We start from the raw sequence: 17,536 nt of genomic DNA on the forward strand, positions 1-17,536 counted from the left end.
CAGATGCTCGCAACAAACCGCTAATATCTATTTTGTCCGTTCGATCGTGTGAGACTTAGCCACATTTAGCCCTAAACGTTTAGAGAGTCGAGTTAAGTTTGCTCGGTCTGTTTTCAGCACTCGCCCTGCCTGCGCCCAGTTAAAGTTGGCGTTTTCTAACACCTCAGTAATGATGCTGCGTTGAAAGTCATCTGTTGCTCCTCGCAACCCTTCCGAGAGATCGATCGTTGGTGTCGATAGCGGTGTCGTCTTCGCTTGTGTGGTTGCGATCGGTTGATCTTGGTCGAGTGGGCCACAATCTTCTTTGGTAATTGTCACCAGGTTTTTATTGGTGCTACGCGCTAACGCTTTCAATGCTGAGCGGCTGATCACGTGCTCAAGTTCACGCACGTTACCTGGCCAACCATAACGATTGAGAAATACTAGAACATCAGAGCGGAATTTCACTTGGTTGATGCCAAGTTTACGGCGTGCTTGTTCTAGGAAGAAACCCGCAAGCAAGCTGATATCGTCACCACGATCTTTTAGTGCGGGCACAGCAATAGGGTAAACACTCAACCGGTGATATAAATCGGCTCTAAATCGGCCATCTTCGACTTCTTGTTTTAAGTCTCGGTTGGTCGCGGCTAATACACGAACATCAATGGTTTGAATGTTATCTTGGCCAACAGGTTGAATTTCGTTATTTTGCAGCGCACGCAGTAGCTTACTTTGCGCAGCTAAAGGCAATTCACCAATCTCATCAAGGAACAGTGTGCCACCATCGGCCAAAGCAAACTTACCTAAGCGGTTTTTATCTGCGCCAGTGAACGCGCCACGAACGTGACCAAACAGTTCACTTTCTACTAAGTTTTCAGGAATAGCAGCACAGTTTACGTAGACGAGTGGGTTACGCTTACGTTGAGATTGATGGTGCAAAGTACGAGCCACGAGCTCTTTACCAACCCCCGTGTCACCGTGAATTAGGATATTGAACTCTGAAGGCGCAACAATCGCAATGTCATTCTTAAGCGCCATCATAGTATCGCTTTTACCGATCAGTTCTCCGCCATCTCGTTCCCACGCCTCTACATTTAACTCTTCTAATAACTGCTTTGACTGTTTTGCTTGATGTTCAAGTTGCGAGAAAGTCAGCGCCATCTGCATCGTTGAGGCTGCAATAGCTGCCAGCACCTCAAGGTTGCGCGCCGGAATATTCGCAAAGACATCAGGTTTCAAGCTATCTAGGGTCAAAATGCCCAATAGCTTGTCGCCAAATAGTAAAGGCAAGCCCATACAAGCATGCATTGGTAAATCGCCATCATGGTCAATAAGCAAACCATCGAAAGGATCGGGTAGGGAGCTGTCAGCATCGAAACGAACAGGAGAGCGAGACGCGCAGATCTCTTCAAACCGCGGGTGCTCTGAAATGATAAAGCGACGACCGAATGTATCTCGGCTGAGCCCTTGCATTGCGATGGGTACTAGCGTGTCGCCTTGAAGGCTTAAAAGCGCGACACAATCACACGTTATGGTTTTGCGAATGGCATCGATGAGGCGATTGAAACGATCTTGATCATTCACACCACTTGCGAGGCCAATGGTCATTTCCATAAGGGTAGATGCGGAGATATCTTGCATAAAAAACTCTAACTGTGTGTTTATCTACATAGTAGAGTCTTATTGACTTAAAAAAAAGGTCTTTTTGACGTTTTTATAAGATGGATTTTGAAAAGAAAACCAGTAATGACGGGGATTGATAAAATTGGCACTGATTGTGCAAAAGAGGCATCGAAGCCCAATTATAGCGCTGATTAAACAGACTATTATTGATCTCAATCAATCAGGTGGCATTAATCAGGTTTCGCGATTTTTTGAAATGAAAACGAGTCAAAATAACTCAGTTTCTAAAAATAACTAAGGTTTCAGAAAATCGATAAGTCATTCTTAATTTTTAGTAGTCAAAATGACATATAGGTCATAAGGCTCAGTGTTCGGAGTAAATTCATGCTTAACAATGCACATATCGAAATCATCAAATCTACGATTCCTCTACTTGAGAGCGCAGGCCCTGCTTTAACTCAACACTTCTATCAACGTATGTTCACGCATAACCCGGAATTGAAAGATATCTTCAATATGACTCATCAAAGAACAGGTCGCCAAGGTGTGGCACTGTTTGAAGCTATCGCGGCTTATGCAAAAAATATTGAAAACCTTGCAGCGTTAACCACAGCGGTTGAACGTATCGCACAAAAGCATACCAGTTTTAACATTCAACCAGAGCACTACCAAATTGTTGGTTTACACCTGATTGAAACACTACGTGAATTAGCTGCTGACGCGTTTACGCCAGAAGTGGAAGAAGCATGGACAGCCGCTTACCTATTCTTAGCGCAAGTATTCATCGATCGTGAAGCTGAACTTTACCTACAGCGTAAGCAAGCGGTAGGTGGTTGGGAAGCAGCACGTGCGTTTGTGATTGCAGACAAAATTGAAGAGTCAGCGCTAGTAACTAGCTTTATCCTTCAGCCAAAAGACGGCGGTGAAGTTCTGGATTACACACCAGGTCAATACATCGGTATCGAAGTGAAACCGGAAGGCTCTCAATACAGCGAGATTCGTCAATACTCACTCTCTGATAAGCCAAACGGCAAGCAATACCGTATTTCTGTTAAACGTGAAGGACAAGGTCAAGAGACACAGGGCGTTGTATCTAACCACCTACACGATACGGTTGCTGTTGGTGATGAGATTAGCCTATACGCACCAGCAGGTGACTTCATGTATCAAGAGCGCAGCAAGCCAGTAACGCTTATCTCTGCAGGTGTTGGTGTCACGCCGATGCAGTCTATGCTTGAGTTCCTAAACACGGAAGATAAAAACGAGCCAGTACTGTACCTTCACGCTTGTGAGAACGTAGGCCAACACTCTTTCACGACTCGTGTTAAAGATATTATTACCGACAAAGGTTGGGAAGCGAAAACGTGGTACATGAACAAAGATGAATCTGCATGTGACAACACACATCACGGTCAAATGGATCTAGCGTCTATCTCGGATACTAAAGGGTTTGATGAGAGTGATTTTTACATCTGTGGTCCGGTTGGCTTCATGAAGAACATTGTGGAACAACTAGACGCACTTAACGTTGACCGCTCACGCGTACACTACGAAGTATTTGGCCCTCACGCTAACTTCTAATCGTAAGGTCTGTTCTATTAAAAACTTTGCCCATTAAAAAGCCTCACAGTGTGAGGCTTTTTTTCGTTTGGTTCATTCTGCCTGAACCGGAAATTGGGGGACGTTTTATCAAATAGGCGCTTCTGGCGAACGATTTAAGAACGTTTGATCTTTTGAGACGTATAATCAGAATCAAAACACTCTGGCCAATACATTTTTATGTAACCGCCAGCCACCCAAATAACCAATATTGTAGCTATGGTAAGTTCAAAGAAGCCAAACTTGTGTAGCCAATACCATTGTGGATATTCAGTGCCGAAAAATGTGGTTAAGCGATGCATAGCAATAGCACTTATTACCGATGGAAAGGTCACCGCAGCAATTGAAGGTTGGAATTTCAAGCGCATTAAGCGAATGTAGCACAAGTAAATCAGCAGTGTCATGGTGATGGCGATACCAGCCAAAGCGCCTGTTAGTATCGGGTCTGGACTATCGAAATTGACTAAATAAGCGGCTAAAGATAAGTTCACAGGTGCTGCCATAATGGCGAGTGTTGGCCTTGCTCTGCGAGGAAGATTTCCTTCGAAAACCAAGCGATACAGTACTACGGGAAGCATGAAGAAATAGATAGTAATACATGTCGTTGCGAGTGTTTCAGAAAACACCGTATGGCCAAATTGTGTTCCCGCCAGTGAACTGCTAATTAAACCTACAGGATAAAGAAACCAACTCGGGACAATATTCGACATTTTGAAATTGATGATCTGAAAGCTAAAGAACAACACCATCATGGTAAAATGCAGTAATAGTGCACAGAACCAAATTGGATAGGCAATAACTGGCGATATTTCAGCTAAATAGTCACACAGAATTAGAAGCGCCATGCTCATCGGTGCCATTAAGCTTCCACTTAACGGGTGGCGGATATCATTTAAAAAGGTATTAAAGCTTGTTAGATAACGGAGTAGAACGGGCAGTAGTAACAAACCGCCAAATGAAGCAAGGTAGGGGCGAATGATTTCACCAATACCTGGAACATATAAAGCCCAAGCTTGTCCTAGTCCAATTATTCCAAGTGCTAAAGACGCCTGAGATGGCGGCACATTTTTTACTTGGGTTAACCTTTTCCAGTTCAACGATTTGCTCCAGCTCAATTGATTTTAGAACGTATAATCTAACGACAACATTCAATTGTGCCGTCACAGGATGTCATTGGGCACTCAGAGAAGTTTGAGAGGATAATAGCAAGTATAACGTTTGCTTTTTTTACTTTGATGCGAAATCGGGACATTAAGCACGACTAATCTGTGCTTTAGGATTGGTCGTCTCATTCGATTTGTCGTTCTTATCGCGATAGAGTTTCTTCTTGTGGAGGAAGGTCTTGTTGTCGTAGCTTTTCGTTTTTCAACGTGCGATTCAATAACTGAGTATAAATTGGCTGACCACCTAGCATCTGAGCAATGATAACCGCCCCTAAACAGGTGATGATCAGAGGGAGAATGAGGTAGTAGTTATTGGTCATTTCGATCACCAATAATATACCTGTAATTGGCGCACGCACGGTTGCCGCGAATAATGCGCCCATGCCGGCAATCGCAAACATACCTGGTTCAATATTCAACTCAGGAAAGAATGCCAAAGCGATAAGTCCAAACGCGTAACCAAAGAGAGTCCCTAGCGCTAGCATAGGTGCAAAAATACCACCTGGCGCACCAGATCCGAAACAAAGTAGTGTGGTGAGAACACGCCCTAAGAAAATGAGTAGTAGTACGTTGGTACTATAATTACCATTAGTAATGTTCGGAATGATGCCAATACCACCGCCAGTTAATTCAGGTATATATAGCAGTAATAAACCAAAGCAACCACCAAGCAGGGTCCCGGTGATTAGGTAGCGTTTACGGTCGTTCTTATGAATCTTTACAAACAGGTCTTGGGAAAGCGTAATCAGTCTATTGAAAGTGACACCAAACAAACCGAACAGTACCCCTAATAACAAGAATAACCAAAGCGCATCTAATTCTGGCGGTTGATACTGAGGCATTGTGATAACAGCGGACTGACCATTGATTGAACGAAAAACAATATTGGCAGAGATTGCAGAGATAATGACCGCTTTGATTGAAATGAGTGAATAGCGAAATTGTGGTCTCATTTCTTCGACGACAAACATAATTCCGGCCAATGGAGCATTGAATGCGGCGGCTAAACCGCCTGCGGCACCTGAAGCGAGCAATGAATGTCGAGTATCGTCATCTTTGACTCTAAAAATGTCTGTGATCATTCGACCGATGCTACCGCCCATTTGAACGGTAGGTCCTTCACGACCTAACACCATGCCTGAGCCTAATGCACCCATACCACCAAAGAATTTTACTGGCAGCACTCGCCACCAGCGAACAGGCCGCATGCCATCCATTGCGCCTTCGATCTCAGGGATACCTGAACCTGCAGCTTCGGGAGCAAAGCGGTGCACGAGGAAATAACCGATAAAGGCAAATGCAGCACTGATAAGGAATGCTGCAAGCCAAAGTGGTAAGTGATGAACAATTTCATCTTTCAGCCAATCAGTTCGAGTCTCTGATATGAAATGAACGGCAACTTCGAAGTAAGTACCAACAACGCCGGCAAGCACACCAACGATACAAGAAAGAAAGAGAACCGAAGCTGGTGTCTTATCCCTAGAGAGAAATTGGCTAATAGCATCCCTTGGCATTTTAGCTAATAAGGACTGCTTTATTTTCTCTCTTCTGGTCATAGAGGTAAGGTTCCTGAGTTGATAAGGTGAGTATGCACAAATTATACGCTTCCTCCGAATATCCTATAGCAACAAAGATGAAAAGTTGAATTTCATTTATGGTATACGTTCATTTCATAAATGAAACATATGAGCAATAGTGGAATCACCGTCACAATTTTGCGTAATTATCTGGTGGTAGCTTGAATCTCCTCAAAAATGAACCATAGTTAAATCGTAAAGCAACATAACGAACCGCAAGGAGAAATGAGGTTTTACACACAATTTGGACGGACTCAAAGACAATGTTTAGTTCCTCGTTAAATGTTCAGGTCGATGTTTAAGACTTCCTGATTCGCGAACTCACGATTGAGTAACGAGGGTGAGGCGTACTGATAAAGTACGCCTTTAGTTCGTTTGGTGCCTCAACTTTCCCGCTTTATATCCCTACAAATTATCTTTTTGATTATATTAAAGACACCTCCCCATTAACTATTCTCAGTGTAATACCAATCGTAGTAAATAATTGGTCATCCTAGCTTGTTAAAACGCTCGATAACTGCGTTATAATTTTTTATTGTAGAATAACTACTTATCAAAAAATTACGCCTTGTTCTCAAGCCTTTTTCCTGCGCTATTTCTGATCACTTACTTACTGTGATTGGTATAAACAATCGATTGGGGTCAACTTTTTAGTGATTGAGTATATACTCCCTTAAAAAGGAGAACTGATATGACCAAAAAAGTTCCTACAAACATCATTACGGGTTTCTTGGGTGTTGGTAAAACGACAGCCATCTTGAACCTGCTAAAAAATAAACCTGAGAATGAAAACTGGGCTGTTCTGGTTAATGAGTTCGGCGAAATCGGTATTGACGGCGCATTGATGACAGATCAAGGTGCTTTGATTAAAGAAGTGCCGGGTGGCTGCATGTGTTGTACTGCGGGCGTACCTATGTCGGTTGGCATTAATGCATTGTTACGTCAAAAACCAGACCGTTTGCTGATTGAACCAACTGGGCTTGGTCATCCAAAGCAAGTGATAGCGACGCTGACTTCAGAGCAGTACATGCCATACGTTGATCTTAAAGCTACGCTAGGTTTGGTTGATCCGCGTAACTTATCCAACGAAAAATACACCTCTAATCAGAACTTTAATGACCAGCTAGACAGTGCCGATGTAATTCTTGGTACTAAAGTCGATCTTGTTCATTCTGAAGACATCGATGTATTTAACGATTGGGTAACGGATCAAACGCCAGCCAAAGTATTTCATAAGCTGATTCACGATGGTGAAGTGCCATTGGAAGTGTTGGACATTGAAAGAGTGTATGGCAGTGCTTCATCCCATATTGAAGCGCATCATCACGATCACGCTGAACAAGAGCCTCAATTCCAACTTCCTCCCGGTGAAGCGTTCATCCGTAAAGAGAATAAAGGTCAAGGCTACTTTAGTTGCGGTTGGCTGTTTGGTGCCGAGTATAAGTTTGATTTCGATGCGCTCTTCTCAATGTTGTCGGATCTAACGGCTGAGCGTGTAAAAGCCGTGGTGAATACTGACCAAGGTTGCTACGCATTCAATGTGGCGAATCAAGTTGTGTCAGTCAATGAAATCACGCTCGATGGTTTTGAATCTCGACTGGAAGTGATTGACTCGCAGCTTATGCCTTGGGGCGATCTGGAACAGATTTTACTCAAGCTGTGTGGCATCAAATAGAACAATTATCCTGTTTGAAACGATGATTCTGGTGTTTGCTTCGCGGATGGTGAGGTGAACACCGGATTAAATGAGAAAGTTTGCGTTATGTCACGATAAATGTGAGATAAATCACTCTAATTACTTTATAGTGCTCGGCTGAAATAAGAATGTAGGCTGTCTGCTTAAGGAACCCGTAACAATGTCATTTTCTTCTCAAGGTTTTGCTCCTGAATTAGTCAAAGCGTTGACTGAGTGTGGTTATGAAAAACTCACTCCAATTCAACAAAAAGCAATTCCAATGGCTCGTAAAGGCCATGATATTTTTGCTACTGCTCAAACTGGTACGGGTAAAACAGCGGCATTCTCATTGCCTGTTATTCAGCACCTACTGAACAGCGGTAAAAAAGCATCTCGAGGAACGGCTCGCGGCCTTATTCTAGCTCCAACTCGTGAGCTTGCTGCGCAGATCGCTCAAAACATCAAAGACTACGTTAAATACACTGAACTAAGTGTTTCAGCGGTTTACGGTGGTAACAAGATGTCTTCACAAGTTCGCCAGCTAGAACTGGGTGTGGATATTTTGGTTGCAACACCTGGCCGTTTAGAAGAGCACTTAGAAGCGGGTAACGTGTCTATTGCTAACCTAGAATTCCTAGTATTTGATGAAGCTGACCGTATCCTTGATATGGGCTTCATCAATGCCGTTCGTAAAATTATGTTGGATGTAGAAACATCGCCGCAAATCATGATGTTCTCTGCAACGACTTCTACTCAGTTGAACCAACTGTCGGTTGATATTCTACGCAAACCTAAACGTATTAGTGTTGAGCGCGAAAACTCAACAGCTGCGACTGTCGGTCACGTAGTGTACCCAGTTGACCAAGAGCGTAAAACAGAGCTACTTTCTGAGCTGATTGGCCGCAAAAACTGGCGCCAAGTGCTTGTGTTCGTGAACTACAAAGAAACTGCGAACGATGTAGTTAAAGAGCTTAAGCTTGACGGTATTAAAGCGGTACTGTGTCACGGTGATAAAGCGCAAAGCGCTCGTCGTCGTGCGTTGGATGACTTTAAAGAAGGCAGAGCACGTGTGATGGTGGCAACTGACGTTGCGGCTCGTGGTCTGGATATTGAAGACTTACCACACGTGATTAACTACGACATGCCTTTTCTAGCGGAAGATTACGTTCACCGTATTGGCCGTACAGGTCGTGCTGGTAAGCAAGGTCACGCTGTGTCTTTCGTTAACCGCGAAGAAGAGCTGACGGTTGTTCAAGTTGAGACACTGATTCAACAGCGTATTCGCCGTGTTGAGCAGCCGGGTTACGAACCGAAGAAGCGTGATGCTTACATTGAAAAGCTGAACACTAAGTCGGCTTACAAAAACCGCCAAGGTCGTAAGAACAACGCGAACGAAGAACCGCAAGATCAAGCAAGCGCTGAACGTCGTTTGACTATGATGAAGCGAATTAAAAATCGTCGTAAGTAATTACGGTCGGTGAATTGAAAAGAGTCACTGTTATGTGGCTCTTTTTGTTTGTATTGTTCGCAATATTGTTTATTGTCATTACTGCTTCGTTTCAACATCGCTTCGCTTTAAGCCCGCTTAAGAAACAACAACCATAAAATAAAAATAAGTCGATAAGGTAATAATATGGATAGCGCACTACTTTGGGCTTTTATTCCCACGTTTTTCTTTGTGTCAATCACGCCCGGTATGTGTATGACTCTGGCGTTGACACTAGGAATGAGTGTTGGATACAAGCGCACATTATGGATGATGATCGGCGAACTGGCTGGTGTAGCTGTTGTGTCAGTTGCTGCTGTATTGGGCATTGCGTCAATCATGCTCAATTACCCGTGGCTGTTTACTGGGTTTAAATTTATCGGCGCAGGTTACTTGTTCTACTTGGGTGTACAAATGTGGCTTTCAAGAGGTAAGTTGGCGATCAGTACTGATAATCTAGAGACTCAAGTAAACAATGATTGGGACTTGGTAGTTCAAGGCTTTGTTACTGCGATTGCTAACCCGAAAGGTTGGGCGTTTATGATTTCGTTATTGCCTCCTTTCATTAACAGCAAAATCGATTTAGCGCCGCAGTTGTTCATTTTAGTTTCTATTATTCTGGTGTCTGAATTCGTTTGCATGACCTTGTACGCGACAGGCGGGAAGAGCCTTAAGCATATGCTAGGCAAGGCAGACAACGTAAAGTTGATGAACCGCATTGCTGGTACGCTGATGATGGGCGTTGGTGTGTGGTTGTTCGTTAGTTAGCTTTAGTTAGCGATAACGAACAAAGGCCATTCGCCATTCTTCCTTATGACGATAGCTTGTGAGTTAACAGAACAAGCTAATCAATAGAATATCAAAAGAGCGATAGGGCTTTGGCCTTATCGCTCTTTTTGTTATTACTTGCCTATAACTTGACTCTTTAGCTTATATTGTTAGACAAGAGTTTTTAACTGATCTTAAACCGCTATTTCACCGCCATCTTCACGACGAATCACAACCGTTGCTGCACGAGGACGCACCGACATACCTGACGGAGTCTCCTCTGCTGCATTATTGCTGTATGGCCAGTTTCCCGGATGCTGAATATTTACAAACAATGACTTATAGTCTGGACTGATGGTAAAACCTGTTACTTCACAACCGTTTGGACCAACAAAAAAGCGTTTTAACTCTGCTTGGTTGTCCTTTGTAATTACTGCTTGATTTCCATTTTCATCCGTCAATTTAGAGGGTACGACTGCCAGCATCTGATCATTGGTGTAGCCTGTCACTTCGTCAGCACCGTTATCGGTTTGAATCCACAAAATGCCACGAGCGTCAAACGCTAGGCCGTCTGGGCTAGCAAATTGGTTCAGGTCCGTTAATCCAGAACGGTTAATGTCTGTATCGCTATTGGCTGGTGAACCAAATAAGAAAATATCCCAAGTGAAGTCCGTTGCTGCTTCACCTTCATCCCAACGAATCACATGACCAAATTTGTTGTTTAAACGTGGGTTTGCTGCGTTCGTATCATTGGTGCGTTTGGTGTTGTTGGTTAGTGTTAGATATACAGAGCCTGTGTATGGATCGACGGTACACCACTCTGGGCGATCCATTGGTGTTGCACCAACGAGGTCCGCAGCACCCGCAGTGTTTATGATGATCTCAGCCAAAGAGTTGAAATGGTCTGCCAAAGTCCCGCCAGCTAACGTAATGCTATTTAGATTCAATGGTAACCAAGTACCTGAGCTGTCTTCATTGAAACGTGCCACATAAAGCGTGCCTTCATCCATGTATTTATCACCGGTTGCTAAACGGTTTGATGGATTCGCATCTGCTGGATCCCAGCCTGCTGCCGATTCAAATTTGTATAGGTACTCAAAACGAGAATCGTGTCCTGAGTAAAAGATAACGGGTTGACCTTTTTCTAGTTTACCAAAAGTGCAACCTTCGTGACGGAAACGACCTAGTGCAGTACGCTTCTTCGCTCGAGAGTTCTGTGTATATGGGTCGATTTCAACAATGTAACCGTGGCCGTTCGCTTCGTTACGGTAATCGTCCATTGCGCTTGCGCCTGTCGGCTCTACATTAAAGCGGGTAAATTCATCTAAACGTTCTTCTGTGTTACCAGCGAGTGTGTCCCACAAGTAACGTGTACTTTTGTCATCGACGCCAATACGATCTTGCTCTTCAGTACGAACACCTGCATTAACGAAGTAACCTGGCCAGTTTTCTTCACACGTTAAGTAAGTGCCCCATGGTGTGAAACCATTACCACAGTTGTTCAATGTACCGCGTGCTTGGCTGCCATCAGGGGAGAAGCGAGTCACGGTGTGAGCGGTATGTGCGACAGGGCCAGACAAGTCCATAGTCGTCGCACCTGTGTAGCGACGGTTGAGTGGATCAGTATCAACCAGTTTCCACATGTTGTCTTCGAGTTGAATTCGAACAACTGATACGCCATGTGCATTAATTTCTTTACGTACCTCATCTACAACAGTACGTACACCACTTTCTACGGTTGGGCCACTTGGGTGCAGCGCCATCGAGTCTATGTATTCATGGTTGATACACAATAAGCCGTCTGTAGTTCTGTCATTTAAAGGAAAGAAGTGCATACCATCGTGGTGCATACCTAGAGCATTTAACTGTTCTTCACTTGTGTTGCTGCCGTCATCTTTCCATGCACTACCTTGTGCATTTAGAGGTGTCCCCCATGGTACTAATACTTGCGCTATGTAACCTTGTGGAACCGAGACTGCATCGGTTAGTGATCCTGGAATGGAATCGAAGTTCAACATTGCACTTGATACACCTGAACCATTACCTGCTGGAATGCTTGAGCTAGAAGAGTTACACCCGGAAAGTCCAAACGCACCAAATGCGGTCATTGCACTGATACCTAAGCCGCCTTTCAATATGTTCCTTCTCGATAGATTGGCGTCTAAAACTTCTTCGAAAGGTTTATTTGTGCTCTTGTTGAAACGAGTGCTATCAAATGTTTCCTTGCTCATCTGTACTGATTCCTATTGATTGTATTTATTCGTTGTCCATGAATGATCTAGCTACTTACTAACGAGTAAATCGCTTTGATCAATGTGTGACTAATCGTGAAGCAGTTAGGTGACAGATTTTTATAGTTTTGATTAAGGTTTTGTTTATGTAGAACAATTTTTACTCGGAAGGCCTTCGTGTAATACAAAACTCTTGGGGATTGATTAGGAACTGTGTATAAGTGCCTTATTAAACGTAAAGAGAGACAGTTATGAAATTAGATAAAATCGAAAATAAAAATCGTCGCCTACGCAAAAAGCTATATTTGGGTGAATTCGCTATTCTAGGTTTTGAAGTAAGCTGCACTACATCGATGACTGATTTTGACCAATATGATGTGTTCATTGATGAGTTTGTCGACTTTATCGACAGCCTTAACCTGTGCTTTGGAGGCGGTGGTTTAGAGTTATTTGAAGGTTTCTTGTGTTCGGTTGAACGCTACCGTTCAGTAACAGAAGTAGAGCAGTTACAAGTTGCACAATGGCTTGAAGCACGTGCAGAGGTAAACAAAGTTGAAGTCAGTGAACTTGTTGACGCAAACTACGCGTTCTAAATTTAGGTTGTGCTGTTGGCTTACCTTGAAGGCTAATCAGGCTTTGCTGAGCGAACAACAACACACCCAATTAAAGGCCTAATCGTATACCGATTGGGCCTTTAATATTGTCAAAGTTTATAGTTTCAAAGTATGTCATATTAAGGTTTTTAATAAGCTTGGTTGGACAACGGCAGAGAACGTATTTTAACAAAGCTTCTACTTATATTAGGCTTCGTATCTATGTGAACTTATGCGCTTTCTTTCGTTTTGTTAGCTTATTTAGTTTCGTCGCCTTCATTCACTTTCGCGTAAAAGTGAAGTAGTTCAGTCAATTCTTTAACCCAACCAAATGCATCCTTCGGAGCATTAACTAAGATCTTCTCTACTTTCTCACAGTGCACTTCAATCGCAATTGCTTCTTCAAGATTGAACGAAATCGAATAGAAATGCCAAAGCAGCAAACGAGTCATACGCTCAATGTTTTGTTGCGAGTTGTCAGATTCAGAGAATGCTAGGTTCACTTCACCAAGGGCAATCGCGGTCATTCGTAGCATTGCGTCAAACTTCGCTGATTGCATACGTTCTTCGCTGGCCACTTCTTCTTGCTCAAAAGTGAACAATTCCGTCATTGCATCTTCAGGAACCAGGCGATGAATCATTCTTAAACTAAATTCTTCTAGTTCATGGCGAGGCATGGTGATTAAGCAATTTAAGGTGTAGTCGCGTTGCATGGTGTTCTCTTGGATGGGCAAAAAGGCCTGACAGTTTAATGGAGAAGCGAGTTCAGAAAAAGCAGATTTTAGATAAGCCTACGTTGGTAGGCTTATACGGGTCAAAACTTCAAATTAATCTATATAGATAATTAAACGAATCAAGTTTTGCTATGGCTTGGCGGTTGGTATTGCATCGATTGGTCGCTTCTCATGAAAATGTTGCTTGCTACTAAGCTGCCGATACAAATAGAACCTAGAGCGAACCAAGTCATAAGATCAGGGGTTTCGTTAAATAGAGGGATAGCTAATAACGTTGCAACGGCTGGTGTCGCGCTCCCGAACGCCGCAGAACGCTCTGCCCCGAGAGTGTTAACCGCATAAAGGTAAGTGAATGCGGCAATTAGGCCTGCTCCAACCCCTTGTACTGCGGAATGTACGGCAAGCTCTGAGAAAGGCCATTGAGTGATGGGTGCATCTACTAAATAGCTAGGGACAGTTCTTGTTAGGATCAAAAACAACAATAGCAAAGTTGAACTGATAGCGATTAACCCCGCGCTCACCAACGCATTAAGATTGGCGACACGCGCTGAGATGGTAAAGGTCGCCCACATTAAGCTTCCGCAGAGAAGTAACAAGTGGCCTTTTGTATATTCAAAGTTGAAGCTGCTTAAACTACTGCCTAAGAACAATATAATACCGAGTAACACCAAGGTTAAACCTGCACTGCGATGGCGGCTAAGTGGCTGTTTGAAAAAGAGTATTGCAATCCCGGTAACAAACAGAGGCAGTGTTCCGGGTATCAAAGCACTGCCGTGTGAAACAGGAACAAACTGCATTGCTGTACCTGCGACGAGCAGATAAGGCAGGCCACTGCCGACAAACATACCAACCAAGTAACGATTAGGCACTGCTGTTATGGCATTACGAGCTTTCCACACCAAGGGTAATAGTACCAAGGCGGGAATAAGGAAGCGTGTGAGTGCGATGTCTGCAGGCGTTAAATTTGAATTCGCGCCGCCTTTAAGAGAAAGAAAAAAGCTCGCCCAGATGAGCAAAGTGACAGTAATAGATAGATAGCCAAGCGTCATAATAAATAAGGAAATTGAATGATGACTAATTATGGGGGAGAGTACGTGCCATAAGTTGGCAAATTTAGTTCTAATTTTACTTATCATTAATTGTTTCTGCTAATATTCTTTAAATTATTAATGAATATAACTAATGGGCAGTATTCGCTATGGATAGAATTGATAGACATCTTCTTGAGTTGTTACAAATAGATGGCAGGTTAACCACGGCGGAGCTCGCTGATGAAGTGGGTTTATCACCTTCACCGTGTGCAAGGCGTATCAAAAGGCTCGAAGAAAAAGGGATTATTGACGGTTATCGTGTGAGTTTGTCTCGAGAGCAAGTTGGTATAGCAATGAGTGTGTTTGTTGAAGTGAGCTTAAACAACCACCAAGAAGTGTCTATCGATAAGTTTGAAAGTGCAATTGTCGAGATGGAAGAGGTCATCAGTTGCCACGTTGTATCTGGGGCTTATGATTATCTGTTAGAAGTGGTTAACCCAAACTTGATGGCCTACGAGGCATTTACAAGAAAGCTCCAAAGGCTCTCTAACGTCAAAGACATCCACACTCACCTTGCGATAAGACAAGTGAAAGGTAACGCGCCGCTACCGGTTTATACCGACTAAGCTGTAGGTAAAGGGATACGTTATGTGATGAAATGAGCAGAAAAGGTAATTATTCCTGATAGGAATCGCGGGAGCAATTAATGATTGTCTATTAAATTGCAGATACGCAACAATAAAAACGGAGCAACTCGTGAAAGGTACTCCGTACATGATAGGTGCAAAACTTAGTGATACTTAAAGTGAGAGATTGAACAATCCCCAGTTTGTGCATTAATTCTGAATGAAAAAGCATGTGAATGATAATCCACACCATCATTCCAAATTGTTTCTCCAAATATCTTACATAGCTCTAGCTCACTGACTGAACCGAACTCTTCCATGTGTTTAGCTACAGATAAAAGTTTACCTCTTACCTCTGCAGTCCATTCCGTGTTACTCAAGCAGTTGAAAGCCATAGTCTTTTGCATATTACCTAGCCAAAATGTGTCTTGTTATTAAGCTATATGAATATTCATGATAACAATTTTCTGGCATTTGTAAATCTATTTTGTGATGAATATCTCATATAGCCACCTGAATTGGTTGGAAATTAAGCTTTCTTGTTGGTATTTGACACATTAACTTTACAAGTTATTGATAAAGCTTTGATTAGCGAACTATTTGATTATTCTTAATGGAACGTAGCTATCTATTCAAGTTAATTCCGTCAAAGAGCAGAGAAAGTCGAGTGTGGGTTTTAGTTTTGGACGTCTTTTATAGGCGCTGTTGTACGGCGTGCTTTATCTATTATGGCGGCTTCTTGACGATACTTTGATGACAGCTGACGAAACTTTTCGCTGAGTGTATGGAGATCTTGGGAAAGCGATTGCGAACTTACCACGTGCACCTGCGCGCTTTCTGATTGGCTTGGTAGCTTTGCCGTTGCACAGTGTTTAGCGACAGCTTGCCATGAATCGCTGAGAAACTGAGCCCCTTCGAGTTCTGTAGACACCACGTATGCCTGCTTTAACAAAACCTCAGAGATATCATAAGCGGTATTCATATGATTCTTGAGCTGTACATTAAATCTTGGTTCATACTTTACCCAAAGTTCAATGATCTGTGTTTCAGTGAAATGTTTAGAGAGAAGGGTTTGGGATTCATAAGTTGAAAGAACTCGGTTGAATTCTTTGGTGTATTGGTTATAGCGACTTTCGAATGCGAGCTGGCGATCCAACAGTGTTTGCCAGTTTTCACGATTACAATGGTTTGCGAACGAGACATTCGCACTCCAAGCTACACTCATAATCATAACCTTCACATAAAAACGCATGACTTTCCTCTACTTACCGTACTCTCTTTAGAGAGTATAGATGAGTGACAACATGAGTTGATGTACACTTAAAGCATACCTAAAACGGAAGAGTTGGTGGATTTGATGAAAAAAGCGCTGATCGCTTTACTTGTATTGTTAGTATTGGGCGGAGGAGGAGCGGCGTACTACTTCTTTGTTATGAAAAAAGACTCAACACCAACAGAGAAAAACGAAGAATCAATTGAAGAAGTTGCTCAGCAATCTGAATCTGACTTAGAACCGCTCATGGAGCTTAAACCTGAGCCAGAACAGACAGAGTTCTATGTTTTGGACAGAAAGCTTGAAGTGGTGGAACAGCCGGAAGTTGATGGTTTGATAACGGATTACCTCTATAAGAGCGAAAAAGTCGAAGTATTAGAGAAGCAGGGTAAATGGGCTCGTATCTCAGATTACATCGTCCTAAAAGAAGGTGGCCCTCAGACGGCAGAATGGGTCGCAATGTCTGGTTTATCTAACGATGAAGTGATTATCTCGGAAAAAGAAAACAAAGAGATATTGGACTCATACTTGGTTAAATCCGACGATCTTAAGATCCATCAAGAGAAGTTTCGTAACACAATTGCTAAGCTGCTCTCTGAAGGTGAATGTACCCCAAGTGATTTCGAAGAATTAGGCGGCTGGGTGAAGTCGGTGAAGTACAGTGGTCGAGATGTCTATTTTATCTATTGTGGCGGACTATCTCTTGAAAATAAAATTTATTTAGATGTAAATACAAATGAAATATTTACTAAGTAGGATCCACGCCACTATTAATGTCGGATGTATTAATAGAAATTAACCTTTCTATTTAAAAGTTTAAAGCCCACTCATTAATTGAGTGGGCTTTTTATTTTATATCCGTTATTGATTATTTTTACTTTCTATATTGCATTCTGGTTGAAACAAGCTTTGAGCTGTCAGTTTATCTTGGATTAACAAAGGTTTACTATCTTGATGATATAATTAAAATTAATTAAATAACTTTAAAATCATAGAATTACCTATATTTACATATGTGTAACATTTCATATTTTTTGAGAGGTAAGTCAGATTTTTAGCTATAATATGAAAATATTTTATATTTGTAATAATACTTTTTGATTTTGAGATGTAGGGTTTAATTAAAGCAAAACGTAAACTTTAATTATCAACTAAGACATTATTTTATTAACATCATT

At 42.4% G+C, this 17,536-nt stretch carries 15 protein-coding genes; 7 read left to right on the plus strand and 8 right to left on the minus strand.

What is annotated here, in order from left to right; translation table 11 throughout:
* Nucleotides 1-27: 27 nt before the first annotated feature.
* Nucleotides 28-1,620 carry a nitric oxide reductase transcriptional regulator NorR gene (gene norR / locus OCV24_RS18445; protein ID WP_017058174.1) on the minus strand — a complete coding sequence of 531 codons (1,593 nt, stop codon included), beginning with the start codon at nt 1,618-1,620 and terminating at the stop codon, nt 28-30.
* A gap of 366 nt (nt 1,621-1,986) precedes the next feature.
* On the opposite strand from norR, the gene hmpA reads away from it, so the two are divergent.
* Nucleotides 1,987-3,183 (plus strand): NO-inducible flavohemoprotein, encoded by a 1,197-nt coding sequence (gene hmpA / locus OCV24_RS18450; protein WP_150877277.1) that lies wholly within the window; start codon nt 1,987-1,989, stop codon nt 3,181-3,183.
* Between the two features lie 134 nt (nt 3,184-3,317).
* On the opposite strand, the gene OCV24_RS18455 is transcribed toward hmpA, so the two are convergent.
* Together OCV24_RS18455 and clcA are read right to left on the minus strand one after the other, a co-directional pair.
* Nucleotides 3,318-4,298, minus strand: coding sequence for a TDT family transporter (locus OCV24_RS18455; protein ID WP_017058176.1), 981 nt, complete (start codon nt 4,296-4,298; stop codon nt 3,318-3,320).
* 209 nt (nt 4,299-4,507) lie between these two features.
* Nucleotides 4,508-5,920 carry a H(+)/Cl(-) exchange transporter ClcA gene (gene clcA / locus OCV24_RS18460; RefSeq protein WP_017058177.1) on the minus strand — a complete coding sequence of 471 codons (1,413 nt, stop codon included), beginning with the start codon at nt 5,918-5,920 and terminating at the stop codon, nt 4,508-4,510.
* A 712-nt stretch (nt 5,921-6,632) separates the two neighbouring features.
* Here clcA and OCV24_RS18465 point away from each other — a divergent pair.
* From OCV24_RS18465 to OCV24_RS18475, 3 genes are all read left to right on the plus strand, one after another.
* Nucleotides 6,633-7,616: a CobW family GTP-binding protein gene (locus OCV24_RS18465; protein WP_046224874.1), complete on the plus strand. Its 984-nt coding sequence runs from the start codon at nt 6,633-6,635 to the stop codon at nt 7,614-7,616.
* 181 nt (nt 7,617-7,797) lie between these two features.
* Nucleotides 7,798-9,084 carry a DEAD/DEAH box helicase gene (locus OCV24_RS18470; protein ID WP_017058179.1) on the plus strand — a complete coding sequence of 429 codons (1,287 nt, stop codon included), beginning with the start codon at nt 7,798-7,800 and terminating at the stop codon, nt 9,082-9,084.
* A 165-nt stretch (nt 9,085-9,249) separates the two neighbouring features.
* Complete coding sequence (locus OCV24_RS18475) at nt 9,250-9,870, plus strand: LysE family translocator (protein WP_136998179.1); 621 nt, start codon at nt 9,250-9,252, stop codon at nt 9,868-9,870.
* Nucleotides 9,871-10,064: 194 nt separating this feature from the next.
* Here the strand turns inward: OCV24_RS18475 and OCV24_RS18480 are convergent, their stop codons facing one another.
* A complete protein-coding gene (locus OCV24_RS18480) occupies nt 10,065-12,101 on the minus strand; it encodes a PhoX family protein (protein WP_137034086.1) in 2,037 nt (678 codons plus the stop codon).
* A gap of 251 nt (nt 12,102-12,352) precedes the next feature.
* Between OCV24_RS18480 and OCV24_RS18485 the strand changes: the two genes are divergently transcribed.
* Complete coding sequence (locus tag OCV24_RS18485; protein WP_102507530.1) at nt 12,353-12,694, plus strand: YggL 50S ribosome-binding family protein; 342 nt, start codon at nt 12,353-12,355, stop codon at nt 12,692-12,694.
* Nucleotides 12,695-12,951: 257 nt separating this feature from the next.
* Here the strand turns inward: OCV24_RS18485 and OCV24_RS18490 are convergent, their stop codons facing one another.
* Nucleotides 12,952-13,407 carry an exoribonuclease R gene (locus tag OCV24_RS18490; RefSeq protein WP_077681403.1) on the minus strand — a complete coding sequence of 152 codons (456 nt, stop codon included), beginning with the start codon at nt 13,405-13,407 and terminating at the stop codon, nt 12,952-12,954.
* A 140-nt stretch (nt 13,408-13,547) separates the two neighbouring features.
* Complete coding sequence (locus OCV24_RS18495) at nt 13,548-14,477, minus strand: DMT family transporter (protein ID WP_017058184.1); 930 nt, start codon at nt 14,475-14,477, stop codon at nt 13,548-13,550.
* Between the two features lie 149 nt (nt 14,478-14,626).
* On the opposite strand from OCV24_RS18495, the gene OCV24_RS18500 reads away from it, so the two are divergent.
* The gene (locus OCV24_RS18500) at nt 14,627-15,085 is read left to right on the plus strand and encodes an Lrp/AsnC family transcriptional regulator (protein ID WP_017058185.1); all 459 of its coding nucleotides are present in this window, start codon (nt 14,627-14,629) and stop codon (nt 15,083-15,085) included.
* Nucleotides 15,086-15,249: 164 nt separating this feature from the next.
* On the opposite strand, the gene OCV24_RS18505 is transcribed toward OCV24_RS18500, so the two are convergent.
* Nucleotides 15,250-15,492, minus strand: a complete 243-nt coding sequence (locus tag OCV24_RS18505; protein WP_017058186.1) for a hypothetical protein — start codon at nt 15,490-15,492, stop codon at nt 15,250-15,252.
* 269 nt (nt 15,493-15,761) lie between these two features.
* Complete coding sequence (locus OCV24_RS18510) at nt 15,762-16,337, minus strand: hypothetical protein (RefSeq protein WP_017058187.1); 576 nt, start codon at nt 16,335-16,337, stop codon at nt 15,762-15,764.
* Nucleotides 16,338-16,433: 96 nt separating this feature from the next.
* Between OCV24_RS18510 and OCV24_RS18515 the strand changes: the two genes are divergently transcribed.
* Nucleotides 16,434-17,114, plus strand: a complete 681-nt coding sequence (locus OCV24_RS18515) for a hypothetical protein (RefSeq protein WP_029627244.1) — start codon at nt 16,434-16,436, stop codon at nt 17,112-17,114.
* Nucleotides 17,115-17,536 lie beyond the last annotated feature (422 nt).

Source organism: Vibrio kanaloae (assembly GCF_024347535.1).
Taxonomy (GTDB): Bacteria; Pseudomonadota; Gammaproteobacteria; order Enterobacterales; family Vibrionaceae; genus Vibrio; species Vibrio kanaloae.

Coding starts and splice junctions, on each gene's coding strand:
- norR (WP_017058174.1), bottom strand. CDS start 1,620: ATGCAAGATATCTCCGCATCTACCCTTATGGAAATGACCATTGGCCTC.
- hmpA (WP_150877277.1), top strand. CDS start 1,987: ATGCTTAACAATGCACATATCGAAATCATCAAATCTACGATTCCTCTA.
- clcA (WP_017058177.1), bottom strand. CDS start 5,920: ATGACCAGAAGAGAGAAAATAAAGCAGTCCTTATTAGCTAAAATGCCA.
- OCV24_RS18465 (WP_046224874.1), top strand. CDS start 6,633: ATGACCAAAAAAGTTCCTACAAACATCATTACGGGTTTCTTGGGTGTT.
- OCV24_RS18470 (WP_017058179.1), top strand. CDS start 7,798: ATGTCATTTTCTTCTCAAGGTTTTGCTCCTGAATTAGTCAAAGCGTTG.
- OCV24_RS18475 (WP_136998179.1), top strand. CDS start 9,250: ATGGATAGCGCACTACTTTGGGCTTTTATTCCCACGTTTTTCTTTGTG.
- OCV24_RS18480 (WP_137034086.1), bottom strand. CDS start 12,101: ATGAGCAAGGAAACATTTGATAGCACTCGTTTCAACAAGAGCACAAAT.
- OCV24_RS18485 (WP_102507530.1), top strand. CDS start 12,353: ATGAAATTAGATAAAATCGAAAATAAAAATCGTCGCCTACGCAAAAAG.
- OCV24_RS18490 (WP_077681403.1), bottom strand. CDS start 13,407: ATGCAACGCGACTACACCTTAAATTGCTTAATCACCATGCCTCGCCAT.
- OCV24_RS18495 (WP_017058184.1), bottom strand. CDS start 14,477: ATGACGCTTGGCTATCTATCTATTACTGTCACTTTGCTCATCTGGGCG.
- OCV24_RS18500 (WP_017058185.1), top strand. CDS start 14,627: ATGGATAGAATTGATAGACATCTTCTTGAGTTGTTACAAATAGATGGC.
- OCV24_RS18505 (WP_017058186.1), bottom strand. CDS start 15,492: ATGCAAAAGACTATGGCTTTCAACTGCTTGAGTAACACGGAATGGACT.
- OCV24_RS18510 (WP_017058187.1), bottom strand. CDS start 16,337: ATGCGTTTTTATGTGAAGGTTATGATTATGAGTGTAGCTTGGAGTGCG.